Genomic DNA, 22,021 nt, shown 5'->3' with positions numbered 1-22,021 from the left:
CACCGCGTGGCCCGCTTCGCCGCGCGCTTCACCTGCGATCCGGTGGACGGGGAGTCCGCGTCACCCGCATGATCGAATTCCGGTTCCGCCCCGGCCCGGGCCTGCTGCTCGGCCCGCTTCTCCGGCGCACGCTGCCCGGTTCGGTCGCGCGCGAACTCCGGCTGGCCAAGAGGATTCTCGAACGCGGCGACAGCGGCACCTGACCGGTGCGCCTCCTGGTTACGGGGTGGAGCCGGGGGCGGGGGAGAGGCGTGCGCGCAGGGTGGCGGCGAAATCCTCGGCCCGCGCCAGCTGGACGCGGAGCTTCTCCACCTGCTCGGCCGCGTCCCGCTCGTACCCGCGGATCCGCTCCAGCAGGGCCTCCCGCTCGGCAGCCGGCAGTTTCCCGTCGGCGTCGAGGCGGTCGGTGGCGTCCAGCAGGTCGCGCATCTGGTCGAGCGTGAAGCCGAGCGGTTTCATCCGGCGGACGACCATCAGGCGGGCGACGTCGGTCTCGGTGTAGAGGCGGAAGCCGCCCTGGGAGCGGGCCGACGGGGTGACCAGGCCGGTCTCCTCGTAGTGCCGGATGGTGCGCAGGGACAGCCCGGTCCGTGCGGCGACCTCGCCGATCTGCATGTGCTCGCTGCTCACGCGGGCGCCCGTCCTCTCTGTGCGGCCGAGGCCACGTCGCCGGGCCCACGGACGGCCCATGCCGATCTCTACCCTAACGTCAGGGTAGAGTAGAGGATCGTCGGTGCCGGCTCCGCTGCCGCGGCTCGGAAGCGGCCGCTCCCGTGACCGTCAGCCGTGTCGGGGACGACGACGCCCCCGGCGAAGACCGTAACCTTCAGGAGAGAGCGTGCGCATGCCCACCCCGCCCAGCGCCGCCGCCTGCCCGCCGTGACTCCTCGCCGTGCCCCTTCGCTCCGCTGTGTGAGCCGGCGCCGCTGAGACGGACCACGCTCGTGGCCGTCGCCAGCCATCAGCCACCGGCTACCGGTCATCGCGGCCGCCGGCCACTGCCCACCGACCGTCGGCGGGCGACCGCCAGACCTCCGGCCCCGGTCCGCCGCAGGGCCGCCCGCGGGGGGCCGACCGGCCTCCGCGTCCTTCCGCACACCCGGCCTGCCCCGCGGGGCGTGCCCGAGTACGACAGGTTCCTCCCCCTTGCCTTCTGCTGCCTCCCCACCGTCCCCGGCCGCGCGCCTGCGCACTCTGAAGCCCGACTGGCTGTCCGACCCGAAGGTCTGGCGTACCGAGATCCTGGGCGGCCTGGTCGTGGCCCTGGCCCTGATCCCCGAGGCGATCTCCTTCTCGATCATCGCGGGGGTCGACCCGGCGATCGGCCTGTTCGCCTCCTTCACGATGGCCGTGACCATCTCGATCGTCGGCGGCCGCCGGGCGATGATCTCGGCGGCGACCGGCGCCGTCGCCCTCGTGATCGCCCCCATGAACCGCGAACACGGCCTGGGGTACCTGATCGCCACCGTCATCCTGGCCGGCGTCTTCCAGATCGTCCTCGGCGCTCTCGGCGTGGCCAGGCTCATGCGGTTCGTGCCCCGCTCGGTGATGACCGGCTTCGTGAACGCCCTCGCCATCCTGGTCTTCATGGCCCAGGTGCCAGAGATGCACGACGTGCCCTGGGCCGTCTACCCGCTGCTCGCCGGCGGGCTCGTGCTCATGGTGTTCTTCCCCAAGGTCACCAAGGCGGTCCCGGCCCCGCTGGTGTCCATCGCCGTCCTCACCGCCGTCACCGTGGCCGCCGGGATCGCGGTGCCGACCGTCGGCGGCAAGGGTGAACTGCCGTCCGCGCTGCCGGTGCCGGGCCTGCCGGACGTGCCCTTCACGACGGACACCCTGACCACCATCGCCCCCTACGCGCTGGCCATGGCGCTGGTCGGCCTGATGGAGTCGCTGATGACCGCGAAGCTGGTCGACGACATCACCGACACCCACTCCTCCAAGACCCGTGAGTCGATCGGCCAGGGCATCGCCAACATCGTCACCGGCTTCTTCGGCGGCATGGGCGGCTGCGCCATGATCGGCCAGACGATGATCAACGTGAAGGTCTCCGGCGCCCGCACCCGCCTGTCCACCTTCCTGGCCGGGTCCTTTCTGATGGTGCTGTGCATCGCCTTCGGCCCGATCGTCTCCGACATCCCCATGGCCGCCCTCGTCGCCGTCATGGTGATGGTGTCGTTCGCGACGTTCGACTGGCACTCCATCGCGCCCAAGACCCTCAGGCGGATGCCGCCCGGTGAGATCGCCGTCATGGTGATCACCGTCGTGGTCGTGGTCGCCAGTCACAACCTCGCCGTCGGCGTGGTCGTCGGCTCCCTGACCGCCATGGTCATCTTCGCCCGGCGCGTCGCCCACCTCGCCGAGGTCACCCCGGTCGCCGGGCCCGACGACGGTACGGTGGTCTACCGCGTCACCGGCGAGCTGTTCTTCGCCTCCTCCAACGACCTCGTCGGCCAGTTCCACTACGCCACCGACCCCGACCGCGTCGTCATCGACCTGTCCGCCGCCCACATCTGGGACGCTTCCTCGGTGGCCGCCCTCGACGCCATCGAAACCAAGTACCGGCAGCGCGGCAAGACCGTCGAAATCACCGGCCTGAACGACCCGAGCGCCCACCTGCACGGCAGACTCTCGGGCGAACTCGCCGGCTGAACAGCCCCGTCCGGGCCGGGGAACGCCCGCACCGTGCCGCACGACGTTCTCGATGTCCTTCGTGCGGTGCGGCCCCGGCCCCAGGCCGCGGCCCGACCCCGGCCCGGACCGAGGCCTCAGCCCCTGGCAGCCACCGCGTAAGCCCGCTCCACCTCGGCGGTTACCCCCTCGCCCGGCGGTCGCACCGCGCACCGGCCGCCGAGTTCCACCAGGCCGTCACCGGCCGGCGCGGTGCGGATGACCGAGCCCCGGCCGTGCAGGACCCGCAGCGGGCGCCCGTGCTCAAGGGTGAGCAGCATCGACGCGCTGCCGCACGCCTCGTCCTCGCCCTTGCCGATCCGAGGGGCCCACAGCCGCGCGCGGACCTCCCCGGCGGCCTCGTCCGTCCAGGCCCAGACCTGCGTGAAGTCCTCCCCGTCAGGCAGTCCGCTCAGCGCCTCGATCTCCGCGGCGGACCCCATCCGCAGGTGACGCCAGGGCTTGGACCAGGTGGCAGGGGCGGTCAGCCAGCAGACCCTCTCCGCGTCCCGCCGGCAGGCCACCGGACCGGCCTCCGGAACGATCTCCTCCACCGTGAACCCCCGGTGATGGAGGGCTTCGAGCGTGCCGAGCACGGGGTGGCCGCCGAACCGGATCGGCAGTCCGTAGGAGCCGTGAATGGCGATCTCCGTACGCCGCGCGGGCGCGGAGCGCACGAAGGCGACCGCGGGAATGCCGAGCCGGTCGGCGAGTTCCTGCCGCCCGTCCTGGGGCAGTCCGCCGCCGGCCGGTTCGATCACCACGAGTACGGGGTTGCCGAACGCGCCGTCGTCATCGACAAAGGCATGTACCAGTAAGCAGTCCACCATGGCTGTCTCCTCAGGTGCCGATGGGATCTTGTGCCGCGGCCGAGCATGCCGCATCCCGCGTACGTACGTGCCACCGCGCCCCTCCTCCTGCCGTCTGATGCCCCTGCCACCTGACGCCCCTACCGCCCCCGGCTCTTCGGTACCGCGTCCGTTCAGCTCCTCTGTCCAACAGGCGAAGTGGGGGGCTTGTGGGGCGGCCGTGTGCGTGATCTTGTGTCGTGCTGTGGGGCGGGTGTCGGAACCCGTCACGGAGGAGGGGCTGTGCGGATGGCGTGCACCGGACCGGGCCGGTACTCGAAGGGGTGTGCCGCGGCGGCGGGGGTGGCTCGGACATGAGCCTGTCCGTGAGCCGGCTGGCGGCGGCCCGCAGCCTGTTGTTCGTGCCGGGCGACCGGCCGGAGCGGTTCGACAAGGCCGTTGCCAGTGGTGCCGATGTGGTCATCGTCGATCTGGAGGACGCGGTCGCGCCGGCGGACAAGGAGCGGGCCCGCGCGCATGTCGCCGCCTGGCTCGCCGCGGGCAACAGCGCCATGGTCCGGATCAACGCGCCCGGTACGCCCTGGTGCGACGACGACGGTGCGATGGCCGCCTGCGGCGTACCGGTGATGGTGCCCAAGGCCGAGGATCCCGAGGTACTGGCGGACTTCGCCCGTCGTACGGGCGGGAAGTGCCCGGTGGTGCCGCTCGTGGAGACGGCGGCGGGGATCGAGCGGGCCGTGGAGGTGTGCGCGGCGCCCGGTGTGGTGCGGGTCGCCCTGGGCAACGTCGACCTGGCCGGGCAGCTCGGGGTCGCCCACGACGACCACGAGGCGCTCGCGTACTCCCGTTCCCGGCTGGTCTCGGCGTCGGCGGCTACGGGCCTGTGCGCCCCGGTCGACGGGGTCACGACCAGCGTGAAGGACGTCGATGTCATCGCCGCGGACGTCGCCCACGCGCGCCGCTTCGGGTTCGCCGGGAAGCTGTGCGTCCACCCCGCGCAGATCGCCGTCGTGGCGGAGGGGTTCGCGCCGACCGCGCAGGAGCGGGAGTGGGCCCGGTCCGTGGTCGCCGCGGGGGACTCGGTGACCGTGGTGGACGGGCACATGGTCGACAAACCCGTGCTGGAGCGCGCCCGCCGGATCCTGGCCGCCGGCGGCTGAATCGTGCCTGTGGGGGTGCGGGCCGTACTGGGTCGTGCCGGGTCTCGTCCGGGTGCGGGCTTCGTGCTCCGGGAGGGGTGGCGGTGTCGGGCGGCGGGGAGAACCTAGCCGGGCCGGGGACGGTCGGCCCATCGACAGATGGCACAAAACCATCCATGATCTTTCAGACACGTGTATGACGTAAGCGGGGTGGGGGTCTGCGAGAGTGCCGTTCGCGGCAAGAAGGCGTGCCGCCCGGGGGTGAGGGCCCGTCAGATGCGGTGCCGACCCGTGCGGGCCGGAGCGCGGCGGCCCGGGCGCCCGGCTCGCCGCACGCCGCTGCCGACGGCCCGGCGCAAGGCGTCCACCTGCGAAAAGGGGGACTACCGGGACGGTGCGGCAGCTTTCTTGAAAGGGTTTCCGGCCGGTCGGCCCTGAGGGATGCCGACTGTCCGCGGTGGAGGAGGAACGTGCGTGAGCGATTCACTTCAGGAGGCTGTGGTGGCTGAAGAGTCAGACGAGAACAGGACCCGCAAGAATGGCTTGTATGCGGGGGTGAGCAGCGAACTCGCCGAGAACATGCTGCAGGGCTGGGCCGACCGCGAGCCGCGCGATCCCGAGCCCGTCGCGCAGGCCGGGCACACCGCGCGCCGCCGGGCGGCGCTCTCCGCCCTCTTCCCGGGTGAGCTGCTCGTCATCCCCTCCGGAACCCCGAAGGTCCGCGCCAACGACACCGACTACCCGTTCCGGCCGTCCTCCGACTACGTCTACCTGACGGGTGACCAGTCGCCCAACGGCGTACTGGTCCTGGAGCCCGCCCAGGACGGCACCCACCAGGCGGCCGCCTACCTGCTGCCCGGCTCCGACCGCGCCTCAGGCGAGTTCTGGCTGGACTACCACGGCGAGCTGTGGGACGGCCCGCGCAACGGCCTCACCGAGAACGCGAAGCTGCTCGGCCTGGACTGCCGTGACGTGCGGACGCTGGGCGAGCGGCTCGCCGCGGCCACCGGCCCGATCCGCCTGCTGCGCGGCTACGACGCGCAGGTCGACACCGCCCTGCACGACAAGGTCACCGCCGAGCGCGACACCGAGTTCCGCGTCGCGCTCTCCGAAATGCGCCTGGTCAAGGACGATTTCGAGATAGCCGACCTGCGCCACGCCTGCCAGGCCACCATCCGAGGCTTCGAGGACGTCGTACGGGTGCTGGGCACCGACACGCCGACCCTGGAGCGGGCCATCGAGGGCACGTTCTTCATGCGGGCGCGCATCGAGGGCAACGACGTCGGCTACTCGTCGGTCTGCGCCGCCGGAGCGCACTCCACGACCCTGCACTGGGTCCGTAACGACGGCGAGGCCCGACCCGGCGACCTGCTGCTGCTCGACGCCGGGGTGGAGAGCCGCAACCTCTACACCGCCGACGTCACCCGCACCCTGCCGGTCGACGGCCGCTTCACCCCGGTCCAGCGCAAGGTCTACGACGCGGTGTACGCGGCGCAGTCGGCCGGTATCGCCGCGGTCCGCCCCGGTGCCAAGTACCGCGACTTCCACCACGCCGCCCAGCGGGTGCTGACCGAGCACCTGGCCGCCTGGGGCCTGTTCGGCGACCGGTCGGTGGACGAGGCGTACGAGCTCGGGCTGTACCGCCGCTGGACGCTGACCGGCACCGGCCACATGATCGGCCTGGACGTGCACGACTGCGCCAAGGCCCGTACCGAGCTGTACGTGGACGGCACCCTGGCGGCGGGCATGGTGCTCACCGTCGAGCCGGGCCTGTACTTCCAGTCGGACGACCTGACCGTCCCCGAGGAGCTGCGCGGCATCGGCATCCGCATCGAGGACGACATCCTGGTCACCGAGGAGGGCAACGAGAACCTCTCGGCCGCCCTGCCCCGGGCCGCCGACGAGGTGGAGGCCTGGATGGCCCGCCTGCGGGGCTGACCCGCGCCCGTCGCGGCCGGCGGCCTCGCGCCGCCGGCCGCACCATCGGCCGGCCGACAGCGCCGTCGGCCGGCCGCGGCGTACAACAGTCGCGTTCTCGGGGAGAACGGACCACCACACGAAGGGGGAACGTGCGATGGAACGATCGGACGGCTCGCGCGGCATGCAAAGCCACGACCGCCAGGTACCGGCCGCGGTGGCCGAGGCCTTCCGGCACGGATGGGCCGACACGACCCGGCAGCTGCCGCCCGTCTCGGGAGCCGCCTGCGCGGCCAAGCGGCGCGCGGCGCTCTCCGAACGGTTCCCGGGCGAACGTGTCGTCGTCCCGGCCGGCGGTTTCAAGGTCCGCAGCAACGACTTCGACTACCTCTTCCGCCCGCACTCCGCCTTCGTCCACCTCACCGCCGAACAGGGCACCCAGGCGGTACCCGACAGTGTGCTGGTCCTTGAACCCACCGGTGGTGGGCACGAGGCCACCCTGTTCACCCGGCCGCGCTCGCCGCGCGACGCCGGCCCGGACGGCGCGCACTTCTACAGCGACCGCCGGCACGGCGAGTTCTGGGTCGGCCGGCGCCGTACGCTCGCCGAGACCGCCGACGCCCTCGGCCTCCAGACGGCCGCCCGCGACCGCCTCGAAAGCGCCCTGACCCCCGGCGTACCGACCCGGGTGGTCCGCGGCCAGGACGCCCTGGTCGACGCGCTGGTGGCACCGTCGGCGCCGGCCGACGCCGAACTCCTCGCCTTCCTCTCGGAGCTGCGGCTGGTGAAGGACGAGTGGGAGGTCGACCAGCTGCGCGCGGCCGTGGACCACACCGTCGCCGCGTTCGGCGACGTCGTCGGCGAACTGCCCTACGCCACCCGTCTGGCCCGCGGCGAACGCTGGATCGAGGGCACCTTCAACCGGCGCGCCCGGCTGGCAGGGAACGGCCTGGGCTTCGAGACCATCGCCGCAGCCGGCGCCCACGCGTGTGTGCTGCACTGGATGCGGAACGACGGCCCGGTGCGCGACGGGGACCTCCTCCTGCTGGACGCGGGCATCGAGGCCGACTCCTTCTACACCTCCGACATCACCCGTACCCTGCCGGTCAACGGACGCTTCAGCGACGTCCAGCGCCGCGTCTACGACCTGGTCCACGCCGCCCAGGCGGCGGGCATCGCCGCGCTGCGGCCCGGCGCACGCTACGGCGACTTCCACGACGCCGCGACGCGCGTCATCGCCGAAGGCCTCGACTCCTGGGGTCTGCGGCCCGGGGGCCCGGGGATGGAGCACAGCTCCGACCTGTACCGCAGGTACACCGTCTGCGGTACCGGCCACATGCTCGGCCTGGACTGCCACGACTGCGCCGCCGCCCGCGACGAGCAGTACACCGGCGGCGTCCTGCGGCCCGGTCATGTGCTCACCGTCGAGCCCGGCCTGTACTTCCAGCCCGACGACCTGACGGTCCCGCAGGAGCTGCGCGGCATCGGTGTGCGGATCGAGGACGACTTCGTGATCACCGCCGACGGCGTGGAGTGTCTGTCGGCCGGCCTGCCGCGCGGCGCCGACGAGGTCGAGGCATGGATGGAAACGTTGCTGTGAGAGCGCGCAGCCTGCTGGTCGACCAGGTCCACGGACAGCTCCGACAGGCCGGCGCGGTAGCGGTGGTCGGTCCCACCGGGTTCGGCAAGACCGCGGTGCTGGACGCGGTGTGCACGCAGTGGCGGTCCGGCGGGGACCCGGTGGTCAGGCTCAGCTCGACACCCGCCGACGCCCATCTGCCCTACGTGCCCCTGGTGGACCTGTTCACCGTGTGCCCGGCGGACGTCAGCGGCGAGCTCTCCGACATCCAGCGGGCGACGGTCGACTGGGTGCTGCGCCGTGTCACCGGCCCCGAACCCGACCCCGCCCTGCTGCGCGTCACGGTCCTCTCCTGCTTGCAGGCGTGGGGGCGCCGGGCCCGGCTGCTGCTGGCCGCCGACGACATGCACTGGTGGGGACCGGACAGCCTGGACGTGTTCGGCTTCGCCGCCCGCCGCAGCCGCGGCAGTGTCTCGCTGCTGGCGGCGCTGCGGCCCGACGGGCCCCTGGCCCACGACGTTCTGGGCGGCGACGCCGTGGAGATCGCGGTCCCCACGCTCAACGCGCAGGAATCGGCGGCCGTGGCGCGCACCTTCGCCATCCCCCAGCGCACCGCCGCGCGCATCCATACGGCCACCGGCGGCAACCCCCGACTGGTCTGGGACATCGCCGCCGCCCTGGCCCGCAGCGGGCCGCCGGCGGTCCTGGACGCCCAGCCGCTGGCCCCGCATGCGCGCAAGGCCCTGCGTACCTGGCTGGCCGGACTGGCCGCACCGGTGCACTGGGTGCTGCTGCTGGCCGCGCTCACGGCCGACCCGTCGCTCGACGTCGTACGCCGCGCGGCGGGACCGTCCGCCGACGCGGCCCTGGCCGACGCCGAGGCCGCCGGACTCGTCAAGGTGGCCGCCACGGTCGCCTTCGCGGCCCCGGTCATCCAGGAGGGCATCCTCGCCCAGGCCAGCGGCGAGGCGGTACGCCAGGCCCATCTGACCCTGGCCACGGCGGCTCACGGAGCAGACGACCGCCTGTGGCACGAGGCCTGCGCCCTCGCCCCGGCCGAACTGCCCGCCCACCTCATCCCGGCGCTGGCCGACGCCGCCACCGCCGCGCGCGAGCGGGGCGAGCACACCCGGGCCGCCGAGTTCGCCCTGCTGGCCGGCGGCCGGACCGGCGGCCCCCGTCACGACCTGCTGGTCACGGCGGCCCGGGACGCCGAAGCGGCCGGGCGTTTCGACCTGGCCTGCACGGCCCTGGACCAGCTGGACCGCAGCCGGGCCGTGCCCGCCGCCCGCGCCCAGGCGCGGCTTGCCGTCGTCGACGCCGCCGGGCGGGGTGCCGCCCTGGTCGCGGACGTGGCGGCGCAGGCCCTGGCCGAGGCCACCGCCGCCGACGAGCCGGCCCTGATCTCGGCGGCGCATCTGCGACTCGCCCACGGCTTGCGGATCAGCCGGGGATGCCACACCGACGCCCTGGCGCACGCCCGGGCGGCCGAGGAATGGGCCGAGCGCGCAGGCGACGCCACGACCCACGCGGCGGCCCTGGCCCTGACCGCGGAGATCGAGCAATGCCAGGGCACCCCGGGCCGCACCGCGCTGCTCCGGCGCGCCCTGGGGACGGACACGGCCGACAGCGCCGCCCGGATGCCCGGCCACCCGGGCCGTACCGCCGTCCATTTCGCTCTGCTGGAGGACGGCCTGGAGCAGGCCGAGCGGCTGCTGGACGAGTTGAGCCCGGCACCCTGCCCGGCCGACCGGCTCTGGCTGCTCGCCGAAACCGTCCACCTCCACGCCCGCCGTGGCGAGGGGGCGGCCGCCCGCGAAAAGGCCCACCTCCTGCTGGACCTCACCCGCGATCTGGGGGCCTCGCCCGGCCCGCCGTGGTACGCGGCGGCCGCCGCCGAACTGGCCGGCGGCACCCTCGAACAGGCCCTGCTGTACGCGGATCTGGGCCTGACGGCCTCGCAGGAGGACGCGGACTCCGTCTTCGCCGCGCACTGCCTGCATGTGTCCGGCACGACGCGGCTGCTGCTGCGCGACACCGGTGCGGCCCTGGCAGACCTGCTCAGGGTCCACGACCTGGTGCAGGATCTGGGCATCGCGGACCCCGCGCAGATCCGCTACGACGCCGACCTCGCCGAGGCGCTGGTCGCCGCCGGGGACCTGCCGGCCGCCCGGCACACGCTCGCCGGCGCGCGGCGCCGGGCCCAGGGCCTGGGGCGGCGCGGCGTGCTGGCCTCGCTCGACCGGGCCCAGGCACTGTGCCACGCGGCAGCCGGCGAGTTCGGCCCGGCCGAGGAACTGCTCAACCGGGCCGCGCGGACCTTCGAACGGCTCGGGTACCCGTTGGAGCGTGGCCGGGTGTTGCTGGCCCGTTCCAGTCTCGAACAGCGCCGCAGACGCCCGGCCCGCGCCAACGAGGCGCAGGCGGCGGCCGAGACGGTGTTCCGCAAGGCGGGCGCGCCGCTGTGGGAACCGGCCCGGCCGCAGGGCGACCAGGCGCAGCCCTGGCTGGCCGGTCTGACCGACGCCGAGCAGCTGGTCGCCGAACTGGTCACCCAAGGGCGCGGCAACCGTGACATCGCGGCCGCCCTGTATGTCAGCGTCAAGACCGTGGAGGCGGCCCTGACCCGCATCTACCGCAAGCTCGAAGTGCGCTCGCGCGTCCAGCTGATGGCGCTCGTCCAGAAGGACGGGCACCTGGCGCGCCGGTGACGGCGGCCGCCCACCGTCCCGCCGGCCGGCCGACCACCCCAGCGGCCGTGCCGGGCCGGCCGGTCAGTCCGCCTGCCAGCCGACGGTACCCAGGATGCTCGACCCGGGCGCCTGCCCGGCCGTGTCACCGGGCGCCGGAACGTCGTAACGGACCACACAGCCGGTCATCCGCCCGCCCATGAACAGCGGACCGAACACCCCGCGCGTCGATATGCCGCGGTACGCGTCCAGGTCGCAGTCGAAGACCTCGGCGTCGAATTCGGCGCTGTGCACGGCTTCCTGCGCGATCCAGGTCCCGGCCCGGCCCGCTGTGGCGATGACGTCCTCCCACGCCGACGCCTCGGTCCGGGAGCCGATGTGCACGTCGAAATTCTGGTCGCCGTCGGAACGTTTCACGACGAAGTCCGCGCGCCGCTCCCTCAGCAGTTCCGTCAGTTTCCTTTCTCGCCCCGGAATTCCACGTCCTCCTCCCACATCCCGCGTGACCAGGGAGGTAACGGTCCACGAAACGCCGGTCGTCCTCGGTCATCCAGTCCTGTCCGGCGGACAGCAGGGCGAAGAGCTGCTTGTTGGCCGCCTGGTAGGAACTCTGCGGTGTCAGCACGGCCGCCCCGCATTTCCGGATGCGCAGCAGCGGGTCGAGGTCTCGCCCCGCATCGATCCACTCCTGCGGCACCGTCCGCTCCAGCACCACCGGAAAAGCGTTACCGCCGGAGGCGAGTGTTTCGAGGAACTCGTCCGTATCGAAGTACTGTGCCTCGATACCCGCCTTCCGCAGGACCTCGACCTCGATCTCGTAATACCTGCGGCTGCCCCCGGAGTCGGACAGGAAGACGTCCGGGAGGTAGCCGACGAGCGCCACGCGGGGGTCCAGGCCGAGGTCGTCGAGGACGGTGCGCAGTACGTCGTTGCGGTCCCTGAGGGGGTCGGCGAGCGTGAGGGTGTCCAGGACCGGGCCCGGCAGCAGCTGCCGCCACAGCTCGTTGAGCAGATGGGCGTAGACCTGGCCGCCGGTGGACGAGCAGAAGTTGAACTCGATGAACTTCCACCCGGACGCGGTCCAGATGACGTCCGGCCGGCCCATCAGCGTCGCGTAGGCGTTCTCGAACTCCTCGTCCCCGTAGAACTGCGTCAGCCGCTCGTCGAGGCCCAGGGCGCGGTGCCGGCTCAGGCAGTCACCGCCCAGGCTCCGCACCGCCCGCCGCAGCAGCCCGGCCAGACGGACGCTCGCCTGTTCCAGTTCGGCGCCCTGGGCCGCGGGCCGTACGACGGGTCCGGCGGGGGCGATCCGGTCGAACCAGAAGGTCCGGAAGCCCCTGAACTGATGGTCGAAGGCGTTGAGCAACCGGCGGGAATCCGTCGCGTACGGCCCGCGTGCGGCCGTCACCCGCGCCGCCGTCGAGGTCTGTTCCATGGTCTTTGACTCCTAGAGGCTGGTGCGGACGGCAGCGCCGCCCGGTCGCTGCGGCGCCGTGCCCGGGCCCGGGCCGGCCGTACTTCAGCCCGTCGGCCCGGGCCCGGGCGCCGTCTCATGCCAGTACGGGCCGCGTCTCCCGCCGGCCGAACGCGGTCTCCAGGGCCAGTCCGGCCCGGAACAGTCCCGCCTCGCCGAACTTGCGCCCCACCAACTGCACCCCGATGGGCAGCCTGTTGCCGGCGAACCCCAGGGGCAGCGACATGGCCGGGTGCCCGGTGACGGCGAACGGGATGGTCTGCATGTCGTTGGCCAGCCGCGGCGGCGGCCAGTCCGCACCGAAGGCGTCCACGCGGGCCGCGGTGGTCTGGCCGCACGCCGTGACCAGTACGTCGTGGTCGGCGAAGACCCGCCGGTCCAGCGCCGCGGCGAGCTCCGTACGCACCTGGTACGCACGCGCCAGGTCGTCCGGGCCGACCCCCGCGCCGGGCATCAGTTTCTGATAGGTGTAGCGGCCGAACGACCGCGGCGCGCGGCGCAGGTTCTCCTCGTGCCCGGCGAAGCCCTCCGCGATCATGATGATCCGGCCGCAGGCGTCGAAGAGTTCGTACGGCGGCAGCGCGCACTCCTCGACGACCGCGCCGCGCTCCTCCAGATGGACCAGGGCCCGGTCGATGGCCTCGGTGATCTCCGGCAGGGTGCCCGGGTCCGCGGCGTACCAGGACCGCGAGTAGCCCACCCGCAGCCCCCGCACGTCCCCGCTCAGCGAGCTGAGGAAGTCGGGCGCCGGAGCCTGACGGGTGCGCGCGTCCCGGGGGTCGGGCCCCGCGACGACCTGGAGCGCGGCGGCGGCGTCGGCCACCGTCCAGGCCAGCGGCCCGAAGTGGTCCATGGTGGGCGCCAGCGGGGTGGCCCCGTGGCCGGAGACGCTGCCGTAGGTCGGCTTCAGTCCGACGGCCCCGCAGTGGAAGGCCGGGCCGCGCAGCGAACCGGCGGTGTCGGAGCCGAAGGCGACGCGCAGGAACCCGGCCGCCACGGCGGCCCCCGCGCCCGAGGAGGACCCGCTGGGAATGTGCTCGCGGTGCCAGGGGTTCCCGGCCGGCGGGAACGGCAGGTCCGTGCTCGGCCCGCCGAAGGCGAACTCGTACGTGGCCAGCTTGCCCAGCAGCACGCCGCCACCGGCCCGCAGCCGGGCCTCGACGGCGCTGTCCTCCGTGGCGACGGCGTCCAGCGTCAGCCGCGAGTGGTTGGTGGTGGGCAGCCCTTCGGCGTCCAGGATGTCCTTGAGCGCGTAGGGGATGCCGTGCAGCGGACCCCGGTCGACGCCCTCGCGCAGTTCCTGGTCGGCCCGCGCGGCCCGCCGCAGCGCGTCCTCGCGGGTGACCAGCACGAACGCGTGCAGGTCGGCGTCGTGGGCGTCGATCAGACCCAGCGCGTGCTCCACCAGCTCCACCGACGTCAGCGCTCCGGTGCGCAGCAGCGCTCCGGCCTGGGCGACGGACAGCTCGGTCAGGGCGCCGGGACCGGCGAGATCGAGGTCAGTCATCGCTGATCTTCGCCTCCCGCAGCAGCCGGCTCATGGTGCGCAGCGAGCGGTGTCCGGCCAGGACGCCGGGCGCCAGGTCCGGCGGCATCTCGATGCCCCGGGCCGCGAGTGCGGCGGCGAACTCCCGGTCCGCGTCAGCGTGTTGTGGGTCCCGGGTGTCCGGGGGCCCGGTTGTCTCCTCCGTGCCGGCGTGTGCCACGTACGGTCGTTCCTTCCCCTGCGGTCAGTGGTGCTCCTGTGCCACCAGATGGGCACAGGTGATGAGGTCCAGCGAGGCGTGCCCGGTGGAGCTGAAGACGGTCGGGCGGTGTTCGAGCCCGGTGTGCCGGCCGCTCTCCAGAGCCTCCAGGTCGAGCGCCGTCCGGTGGATGTCGCCCGCCTCGGCCACGGCGATCTCGATGTTCTCGACGATGAGCGTGGCGGCGGTCAGCAGCGAGCGGGACAGTTCCCGCGACTCGGTGGTGTGCGCCCCCATGCAGTTGATGTGCACGTGCTCCGGAAGCTCCGGCGCGATGGGCAGCGGCTCCACGGATGTGGTCGCCGTGGAGATCACGTCCGCCGCTGCGGTGGCCTCCCGGGCCGACGCGCTGACCTCGGTACGTACGTTCCCGTTCGCGCGCCGGATGCGTTGGCACAGCGCCTCGGCGTGCTCCCGCGAGCGGGAGTACACCCGTACCTCGGTGATGTCCCGCACCGCCGCGACCCCCAGGTACTGCTGCCAGGCCTGGACGCCCGAACCGACGATCGCCAGGACACCGGCGTCACGGGCCGCGCAGCGGTCGGTGACCACCGCCGTGACGGCCGCGCACTTGAGGTTGGTGACGGCCGCGCCGTCCAGCACCCCCACCAGGTCCCCGGTCCTGGCCGAGAACACCGTGACCACGGAGGTCACGGTCGGCCCGGGACCGTCGGTGATGGTGCCGGTCTTGTTGACGCACAGCGCGAGATCGCTGCTGACGGCGGGCATGGACAGGAACCTGGTGCCGCGGCCCTCGTCGACCACCTCCCGCAGCGGCACGCTCATCCGGCCCACCGCGCCGCCGCGCAGGCTCTTCCGCATCAGCGCGGCCACCGCCGCCACGTCGGCCACCCCGTGCTCCCTGCTGACGACCGTCATCCGAGGTCCGCCAGTACGTCGAGCAGGTCCGCCGCGAAGCGTTCGGTCAGCTCCGTGGGCATGTCGCCGCGCAGCATCATCCGTACGCCCGCCTGGCCCCGCGCCACGATCGGGAAGAACATCGCGGAGCAGTAGTAGCCGCGCCGGTACAGCTCGGTCGACAGCCGCACCGCCCGGTCGTTGTCGCCGACCGTGACGAACTTGATGTGCGACCCGGTCCCGCGCAGGCCGTGTCCGTCCAGCCGCTCGTCGAACAGCGCGATGTTGCGGGCGAGCTGCTGCTGACGCCGGCCCAGCTCCGGGCCGCGGTGGACCTCCAGGGCACCCAGCGCGGTGCCGATGGCGGCCGTCCGCAGCCCTTGCGACCAGGCCAGCGGCCCGGACCGGTAGAGGAAGTCGAACACGCCGCGGTCACCGACCATGGCGATGCCGCCGGTGGCGCCGAACGCCTTGGCGGTCGAGGCGACGACGATCGTCCGGGCGTCGAGCGTGTCGAAGACGGTGCGCGCGTAGCCCTCGCCGCGTGCGCCGACGGCCGACAGCGCGTGCGAGTCGTCGAGGTAGACGAACATCCCGTAACGGTCCTGGAGGGCCTTGATCCCCTCCAGGTCCGCCTGCCCGCCGGTGGAGTAGACGCCTTCACCGACATAGGCCACCCGCGGGTGACGCTTGCAGATGTCCTCCAGGTACGCCATGTCGTTGTGCGGACAGGTCAGCACCAGCGTCTCGTCGGCCAGGACGGGCTTGAGGAAGTTCATGGAGAAGTGCGCGAACCGGTCGAAGACCACGACCAGCGGCTCGCCGTCGGTCAGATGCCCGGAGGCCAGCAGCGGCAGGATCGCCGCGCTGAGCACTCCACAGGACACCGACGGCAGCACATGGGCGCCGAAGTGGTCCGAGAGCTCCTGCTCCAGCCGCTCCATGATGCCCAGCCGGATGCGGAACTCGCCCATGGACAGCCCGGTGATCTGCTCCTGCTCCAGCGCGGCCCGCCCGGCCTCCACCACCGTGGGGTGGCTGTTGAGGCCCAGGTACGAGCAGGAGGAGAGGTTGGTGAACTCGTGCCCCGTCCGCACGTCGCGCAGCCGGTTCTGACCCTCGACGGCCTCGACCACCAGGCCGAGCATCCCGTGCTTGACGGACAGGCCCCAGGCCGCCTCGCTGGCCGGCACCATCTTGCGGTTGTTGCGGTAGCGGTGGGGCCCCGTGATGTCCTCGCTCATCGCGCACCCGCCGCCTGGTCGTGCAGCCAGCCGCCGAGCCGGCTCACGGCCTCGCGGGCCTTGGCCAGGCGCGAGTGGTGCAGGTGCCACACGTGCACCATGCCGGGCCAGACCTCCAGCACCCCGGTACCCCCGGCGCTCCGCACGCCGTCGATGAACCGCTGGGCGTCGCTGAGCAGGATCTCGCGGCTGCCGACCTGCATGAACACCGGCGGCAGGCCCGCGAGGTCACCGAAGAGCGGGGAGATGTAGGGGTCCGTCGGCGGGGTGCCCGCCCGGTAGGAGGCGGACACCAGCTCCACGACCGGCTTGGTGAGCATGGGGTCCTCGTGCTCCAGGGTGCGGTAGGTCTCCCCGCTGCCCGTCAGGTCGGTCCACGGCGAGATGCAGGCCGCGGCGGCCGGCAAGGCCGTGCCCGCGTCCCGCAGCTTCAGCAGCGTCGCGAGCACCAGGCCGCCGCCCGCCGAGTCACCGACGAGGACCACCTCACGGGCGGACCGACCCTCGGCGAGCAGGCTGTGGTACGCGGCCACCGCGTCGTCGAGCGCCGCGGGGTAGGGGTGTTCGGGGGCCCGCCGGTAGTCGACGAAGAACATCCGGCAGCGGGCCGCCCGGGCGATCTCCCCGACCATGTGGCCGTGGCTGCGCAGCGAACCGTAGACGTAGCCGCCACCGTGCAGGTAGAGGCCGGTCAGCGAGCCGTCGGTCTCCGGCGGGGTCAGCAGATGGCCGCCCGGCCGCTGTTCGACCTTGATGTCGTCGGCGACCGGCACGCCCCACGCGTCGTAGAACTGCCGGGCCTCGCCGATGTCCTCCGGCCACTCGTCCGCGGCGAGGGCCGTGAGCAGCCGGTCCAGCTCCGCACGGTCGCCGTCGGACATCAGCGGCACGTCGTGCTGCGCGGAGGTCGTCACTGGCCCGCCCCGACCGGGTCGATGCCGCGGTGGTAGCGCTCGCGCGCGGCCTCGTCCGGCACCTGGAGGCTGGGCTGGGGGATCGCCAGCTCGTAGTGCCGGTACCACTTGGCCAGCTCGACGTCCTCGGCGAACTGGTACTCCAGGTGCCGGATCGGGCGGCGCGCGGGCCGCGCCGGGTCGGCCGGGCGGGGCTCGGAGCCGGCGTGCGCGAGCCCGCCGTCCACCTCGTTGAGCAGGACGACCATGACCAGGTCGGCCGACAGGTCGGCGTCGACCGCGGCGGCGTAGCCGGACAGCACCGGCTCGGCGTGCTCCTCCTTGACCGCGACGTTGAAACTGTGCGGCATCAGTTCGAGCAGGTCGGCCGGGGCGACGCCCTGCTCCTGGCAGTAGGCGCGGGTGTCGCAGACCATCGGGGTGCCGCCGGCGATGTTGGTGTTGGGACCGTAGATGTTGCCGATGAACGGCGTGGCGGCGTCGAAGTGCACGCACTTGGTCGTCAGGAACTCGCGCTCGGTGGTGTGGTCCCCGTTCGGGGTGAAGTGCGTGTTCTTGTTGTAGCCGTCGACGTCCATGCCGGCGATACGGTCGTAGTCCATAGCCACCGGGCTGTACCGGTCGACGTCCACCCGCTCGCCGAAGCCGCGGAACAGCGATTCCAGATAGTCGCGGGCGATCGCGGCATCCTGCTCCTTGCCCACGTCCAGGCCGTGGCGCGTCAGCGTCCTGGCGACACCGTGGCAGACGGCGACCCCGTCGCCTTCGGTCACCAGACGTACCAGTTCGGACACCAGTCGGTCGTCGGCGGCCTGCAACCGGCCGTCGACCAGCTCACTGTCGTAGGCGGAGACATCGATCATCACGTGCTGCGGAAGGGTCTTCACGAGAAAAACTCCCGGTTATTCGGCGGAGGTGGCGTGGACGACGGCGGCCGCGGCCGCTGCCGCGACCTCGGGCGCGTGGAGCTGGAGCATGCGCTGGGCCCGCAGCACGAACGGCGGGGCGAGCACCCGGCCTTCCTCGACCGCGAAGCCGTACGGCGTGGAGTGGTAGTCCTCGACCACGCTGCGGTAGTCGGCGATCTCCTCCGGGCCGACGGTGAACGTCTCGGCGATGACCTCCACCTGGCGCGGGTGGATGGCCGCCTTACCGGTGAACCCGGCGTCCCGGGCCGCCCGGCACTGCGCCGCGACCACGTCGAGGTCGTGCAGCTCGAAGGAGTTGGTGTCGATGGCGGGCACCCGGTACTTGGCCGCCGCGGCACACAGCCGGGCCCGCGCGTGATCGAGGTAGAACGCGTTCTCGGCGTACAGCTCGGCCGTCAGATCGGCCTGGCCGAAGCAGAGACCGTCGCTGACCGCGGCGATGTCCGCGGCGTTCTCGACCGAGTCGACGGTCTCGATGAAGCTGCAAATCTGCGGCGGCCTGGAGGTGTGCGACAGCAGTGACCGGTAGACCGCCACGTCGCCGGGGCCGGAGATCTTGGGAATGAAGATCACGTCGAGGGGGACACCGCCGATCGTGGCGTCCATCTCGATCAGCGCCTGGAGGTCCTTCAGACCATCGGGCGTGGCGATCGTGTTCACCCGTAGGCCCAGGGCGGGCAGGCCGGCCCCGGTGAGGTCCGCCTGTGCCAGCAGGGCGCGGGCCTCGGCCTTCCTGGCCGGGTGGGTGGAGTCCTCCAGGTCCAGGACCAGCATGTCGGCCTTGACCCGGCCCGGCCGGGCGACCGACGCCAGCAGCAGCGCCGGGGTGTAGAGCAGGCTCGCGTAGGCCTTCATCGCGCCTCTTCCCTCCCGAACAGCAGGTTCATCTTCTGCAGCGAGAAGTCCTCGTAGCGGATCGGTGCGTACTTCGCGGGGCGGTCGGCGGCGAACTTGGGGAAGCACTCGATGACGGTGTCGTCGTTCGCCAGCTTGAAGAAGACGATGGACTGGCGCTGCCGGTCGGCGAGCCGTACCCGGTGCGGCGTCGAGACGTACTCGTCGTTCGACCAGCGGGCCATCAGGTCACCGATGTTGACGATGAAGCTGTCACGCTCCTGCACGTCGATGTCCAGCCAGCGCCCGGAACGGTCCTGCAACTGCAGGCCGGGGCCGTCCTGGGTGAGCAGCGTGATCAGTGTGCCGTCGGTGTGCTGCCCCATGCCCTGGTCGTTGAGGAACTGCGGGTCGACGCCGGGGTACAGGTGTGAGCGCAGCGAGTCGTTGGAGGTGTCCGTACGGGTGGCGAAGAAGTCCCGGGGCAGGTCCAGGGCCAGCGCCAGCAGTTCGGCGATCTGGCCCGCCACCGTCTCGCAGGCGGCGAAGTACCGTTTCAGCGCCGCGCGCAGCCGCGCCCCCAGCTCGTCCGCCGGGAAGGGCAGCTCCTCGTCGTCGTGCAGGATCAGCCGCCCGACGCTGAACTTCTCGACGTAGTCCGAGGGCATCCCCGGCTTGCCGGTGTAGGCGAAGGCGTTCTCGGACAGCAGGGCGCTGTACCCGTACGGGCTGTAGTCGCTCTCGCCGCGCGCGTTGGAGGTGCGCATCGCGAACGTGTCCTTGGTCTCCGGCGTGAGCGCGAAGAACCGCAGTGAGGCGGCGTAGGCGTCGTCGAACACCTCGGAGTCGATGCCGTGGCCGCGCACGACGAAGAACCCGGTGTTCCGGCACGCCTCGGAGATCTCCTCGGCGACCTCGCGCTCCAGGCCGGGGCGGCCCGGCTCCAGGTCGATGACCGGAATCATTGCTCTGCTCCCTGCTTGGGGACGAGGATCGTCCGCTCGAATGCGATGACCGGCACGTCGTCCTGATTGCGGCCGGTGGTGTGGACGGTGACGATGCCCTGCTCGGGCCGCGTCTCCGACTCCCGCCGGGAGACGATGCGGGTCTGCGCGTAGAGCGTGTCGCCCACGAACACCGGGGCGGTCAGGCGCACCTTGTCCCAGCCGAGGTTGGCGACGCACTTGGCGCTGATGGTGGAGACGGTCATCCCGTTGACGATCCCGAAGGTGACCAGGCTGGAGACGACGATCTTGCCGAACGGGGTCTGCTCGGCGTAGACCGCGTCGATGTGCAGCGGGTGCTGGTTCAGGCAGAGCAGCGAGCTCCACACGTTGTCGGTCATGGTGATGGTGCGGCCCGGACGGTGCTCGACGACCTCGCCGGGGACGTAGTCCTCGTAGACCATGCCGCTGTCCTCCCGGTAGATACCGGGACTGACCGCGAGAAAAGAGTTGTTCTTCACCGTGCTCCTTCGTGCAGGCCCGCCCTGCGCAGGGCGGAACGGGCCGATCGGTGTGCCGCGTCGGCGGTGGTGGCCGCCTGGCCGAGTCCCCAGAGCGTCCGGCCGCCCGCCTCCAGTGCCACCAGGCAGGTCGCCGGTGCGCCGGTCGCCGCGGGCGTGCCCGTGAAGTGCACCCGGGTGAACGCCACGCCGTGCTCGGCGCCGAGCTGCCCGAGGACCTCGTTCTCGTCGGCGTCGGCGGGCAGCGCCGGCGAGTCGTCGAGCCCGTAGGTCTCCCGCAGCAGCTGCCAGATCTCCGGCGGCTCCAGCTCCCGCCCCAGGGCGTCGGCGGCCCCCTGGACCACGGCCGCGAAGTCCCGCCGCAGCTCGACCGGCAGGTCGACGCCCCAGCCGGCCTTGAGCACGTAGTTGATCCCGCCCTTGCCGGACTGGCCGTTGACCCGGATGATCGCCTGGTAGTCGCGGCCGACGTCCTTCGGGTCGATGGGCAGGTACGGAACCTGCCAGGGCATCTCGCCGACGTCCTTGCCCTCGCGTTCGGCCCGGTCGGCCAGCGCCGCCAGGCCCTTGGCGATGGCGTCCTGGTGGGTGCCGGAGAAGGCGGTGTACACCAGGTCACCGGCGTACGGGTGGCGGGGGTGCACCGGCAGCCGGTTGCAGTCCTCGACGATCTCGCGGACGGTGTCGATGTCGGACAGGTCCAGCTGGGGATCGACGCCGCTGCTGAACATGTTGAGCGCCAGCGTCACCAGGCAGACATTGCCGGTGCGTTCGCCGTTGCCGAACAATGTGCCCTCGACCCGGTCGGCCCCGGCGAGCAGGGCCAGTTCCGCCGACGCGACGGCGGTGCCCCGGTCGTTGTGCGGGTGCACGGACAGGACGATGGCCTCGCGCCGGTCCAGGTTGCGGTGCATCCACTCCACCTGGTCCGCGAAGACATGGGGCGAGTGGGTCTCCACGGTCGTCGGCAGGTTGAGCACCAGCGGCCGCTCGGCCGTGGCGCCGACGACCTCCACGACCCGGTTGGCGATCTCCAGCGCGAGTTCCGGCTCGGTGAGGTTGAAGGTCTCCGGCGAGTACTCGAACCGGATGTCGCTCCCGGGCTCGCGCTCCGCCAGCCGCACCAGGTGCTGAGCACCCTCGACGGCCATGCCCACCACCTCACGCGCCGACATGTGGAACACGACCTCGCGCCACAGGCACGCCGTCGCGTGACACAAATGCACCACGGCGCGTTCGGCTCCGCGAATTGCCTCGAAGGTCCGCTCGATGAGATCCGCGCGGGCCGGCGTGAAAACCGACACCGTCACATCGTCCGGAATTCCTTCCTTGACGACCAGTTTCCTGACGAAATCGAAGTCGTGCGCACTGGCCGCCGGATAACCGATTTCTATGTCCTGGAAACCGGTGGCCACCAGCAGATCGAACATCCGCTGCTTGCGGCGCGTGTCCATGGGGTCGGCCAGTGCCTGGTTGCCGTCGCGCAGATCAACCGAGGCCCAGATCGGGCTGCGATCGAGCGTACCGTCCGGCCACCGCCGTGACCAGCCTGAAGTGGGAGCCGCAGCGTCCCGCGCATAACGGTGGAACGGCATGGACGACGGACGTTGCAATGTTTCCCAAGACTCTCGGGAAAAAGTCAATGGTAATCCCCCTTGCACTTCCAGGCTGCGCTCTATCGCGTTTCTCAGCGCTCCGAAGACTACGGAGCGTCAGGACCCGCAGGGAAGTAGACCGTCCTCTATACCTGACCC

Annotated in this window: 19 protein-coding genes; 6 read left to right on the top strand and 13 right to left on the bottom strand. The window is 72.1% G+C overall.

From position 1 onward, the window contains the following. Positions 1-68: 68 nt before the first annotated feature. A complete protein-coding gene (locus tag ACEXOX_RS01730) occupies positions 69-203 on the top strand; it encodes a hypothetical protein (protein WP_406518650.1) in 135 nt (44 codons plus the stop codon). Positions 204-219: 16 nt separating this feature from the next. On the opposite strand, the gene ACEXOX_RS01725 is transcribed toward ACEXOX_RS01730, so the two are convergent. After that, entirely contained in the window at positions 220-630 is a 411-nt protein-coding gene (locus ACEXOX_RS01725) for a MerR family transcriptional regulator (protein ID WP_406518649.1), read from the bottom strand. 516 nt (positions 631-1,146) lie between these two features. Here ACEXOX_RS01725 and ACEXOX_RS01720 point away from each other — a divergent pair. Continuing rightward, positions 1,147-2,652 carry a SulP family inorganic anion transporter gene (locus tag ACEXOX_RS01720; protein WP_406518647.1) on the top strand — a complete coding sequence of 502 codons (1,506 nt, stop codon included), beginning with the start codon at positions 1,147-1,149 and terminating at the stop codon, positions 2,650-2,652. Positions 2,653-2,768: 116 nt separating this feature from the next. Here ACEXOX_RS01720 and ACEXOX_RS01715 read toward each other — a convergent pair whose 3' ends face one another. Beyond that, positions 2,769-3,500 (bottom strand): PhzF family phenazine biosynthesis protein, encoded by a 732-nt coding sequence (locus ACEXOX_RS01715; protein ID WP_406518646.1) that lies wholly within the window; start codon positions 3,498-3,500, stop codon positions 2,769-2,771. A gap of 332 nt (positions 3,501-3,832) precedes the next feature. On the opposite strand from ACEXOX_RS01715, the gene ACEXOX_RS01710 reads away from it, so the two are divergent. From ACEXOX_RS01710 to ACEXOX_RS01695, 4 genes are all read left to right on the top strand, one after another. Then, positions 3,833-4,639: an HpcH/HpaI aldolase/citrate lyase family protein gene (locus ACEXOX_RS01710; protein ID WP_406518645.1), complete on the top strand. Its 807-nt coding sequence runs from the start codon at positions 3,833-3,835 to the stop codon at positions 4,637-4,639. 420 nt (positions 4,640-5,059) lie between these two features. Then, positions 5,060-6,556 carry an aminopeptidase P family protein gene (locus ACEXOX_RS01705; protein ID WP_406518644.1) on the top strand — a complete coding sequence of 499 codons (1,497 nt, stop codon included), beginning with the start codon at positions 5,060-5,062 and terminating at the stop codon, positions 6,554-6,556. Positions 6,557-6,692: 136 nt separating this feature from the next. Continuing rightward, positions 6,693-8,135 carry an aminopeptidase P family protein gene (locus tag ACEXOX_RS01700; RefSeq protein ID WP_406518643.1) on the top strand — a complete coding sequence of 481 codons (1,443 nt, stop codon included), beginning with the start codon at positions 6,693-6,695 and terminating at the stop codon, positions 8,133-8,135. Then, complete coding sequence (locus ACEXOX_RS01695) at positions 8,132-10,825, top strand: LuxR C-terminal-related transcriptional regulator (RefSeq protein ID WP_406518642.1); 2,694 nt, start codon at positions 8,132-8,134, stop codon at positions 10,823-10,825. The genes ACEXOX_RS01700 and ACEXOX_RS01695 overlap by 4 nt, the downstream gene beginning before the upstream one ends. A gap of 124 nt (positions 10,826-10,949) precedes the next feature. Here ACEXOX_RS01695 and ACEXOX_RS01690 read toward each other — a convergent pair whose 3' ends face one another. From ACEXOX_RS01690 to ACEXOX_RS01640, 11 genes are all read right to left on the bottom strand, one after another. After that, positions 10,950-12,239 (bottom strand): hypothetical protein, encoded by a 1,290-nt coding sequence (locus ACEXOX_RS01690; protein WP_406518641.1) that lies wholly within the window; start codon positions 12,237-12,239, stop codon positions 10,950-10,952. A 115-nt stretch (positions 12,240-12,354) separates the two neighbouring features. Continuing rightward, positions 12,355-13,785 (bottom strand): amidase, encoded by a 1,431-nt coding sequence (locus ACEXOX_RS01685; protein WP_406518640.1) that lies wholly within the window; start codon positions 13,783-13,785, stop codon positions 12,355-12,357. Then, positions 13,778-13,984: a hypothetical protein gene (locus ACEXOX_RS01680; RefSeq protein ID WP_406518639.1), complete on the bottom strand. Its 207-nt coding sequence runs from the start codon at positions 13,982-13,984 to the stop codon at positions 13,778-13,780. Before ACEXOX_RS01680 ends, ACEXOX_RS01685 begins: the two co-directional genes overlap by 8 nt. A 24-nt stretch (positions 13,985-14,008) precedes the next feature. Then, a complete protein-coding gene (locus ACEXOX_RS01675; RefSeq protein ID WP_406518638.1) occupies positions 14,009-14,902 on the bottom strand; it encodes an ornithine cyclodeaminase family protein in 894 nt (297 codons plus the stop codon). Continuing rightward, positions 14,899-16,125, bottom strand: a complete 1,227-nt coding sequence (locus ACEXOX_RS01670; protein WP_406518637.1) for an aminotransferase class I/II-fold pyridoxal phosphate-dependent enzyme — start codon at positions 16,123-16,125, stop codon at positions 14,899-14,901. The genes ACEXOX_RS01675 and ACEXOX_RS01670 overlap by 4 nt, the downstream gene beginning before the upstream one ends. Then, positions 16,122-17,039, bottom strand: a complete 918-nt coding sequence (locus tag ACEXOX_RS01665) for an alpha/beta hydrolase (RefSeq protein WP_406518636.1) — start codon at positions 17,037-17,039, stop codon at positions 16,122-16,124. Before ACEXOX_RS01665 ends, ACEXOX_RS01670 begins: the two co-directional genes overlap by 4 nt. Next, entirely contained in the window at positions 17,036-17,926 is an 891-nt protein-coding gene (locus ACEXOX_RS01660; RefSeq protein ID WP_406518635.1) for a hypothetical protein, read from the bottom strand. Before ACEXOX_RS01660 ends, ACEXOX_RS01665 begins: the two co-directional genes overlap by 4 nt. Positions 17,927-17,941: 15 nt before the next feature. Further along, positions 17,942-18,823: an HpcH/HpaI aldolase/citrate lyase family protein gene (locus tag ACEXOX_RS01655; RefSeq protein ID WP_406518634.1), complete on the bottom strand. Its 882-nt coding sequence runs from the start codon at positions 18,821-18,823 to the stop codon at positions 17,942-17,944. Beyond that, complete coding sequence (locus ACEXOX_RS01650) at positions 18,820-19,767, bottom strand: isopenicillin N synthase family dioxygenase (RefSeq protein ID WP_406518633.1); 948 nt, start codon at positions 19,765-19,767, stop codon at positions 18,820-18,822. The genes ACEXOX_RS01655 and ACEXOX_RS01650 overlap by 4 nt, the downstream gene beginning before the upstream one ends. Beyond that, positions 19,764-20,210 (bottom strand): MaoC family dehydratase, encoded by a 447-nt coding sequence (locus ACEXOX_RS01645; RefSeq protein ID WP_406526193.1) that lies wholly within the window; start codon positions 20,208-20,210, stop codon positions 19,764-19,766. The genes ACEXOX_RS01650 and ACEXOX_RS01645 overlap by 4 nt, the downstream gene beginning before the upstream one ends. Positions 20,211-20,263: 53 nt before the next feature. Beyond that, on the bottom strand, positions 20,264-21,862 hold the full coding sequence (locus ACEXOX_RS01640; protein WP_406518632.1) for a 2-isopropylmalate synthase: 1,599 nt from the start codon (positions 21,860-21,862) through the stop codon (positions 20,264-20,266). Between the last annotated feature and the right edge of the window lie 159 nt (positions 21,863-22,021).

This window comes from Streptomyces sp. Ac-502 (assembly GCF_045222935.1).
Taxonomy (GTDB): Bacteria; Actinomycetota; Actinomycetes; order Streptomycetales; family Streptomycetaceae; genus Streptomyces; species Streptomyces monomycini.
The sequence above is the reverse complement of the archived record's forward strand: the minus strand, read 5'-3'. Positions and strand labels throughout refer to the sequence as shown.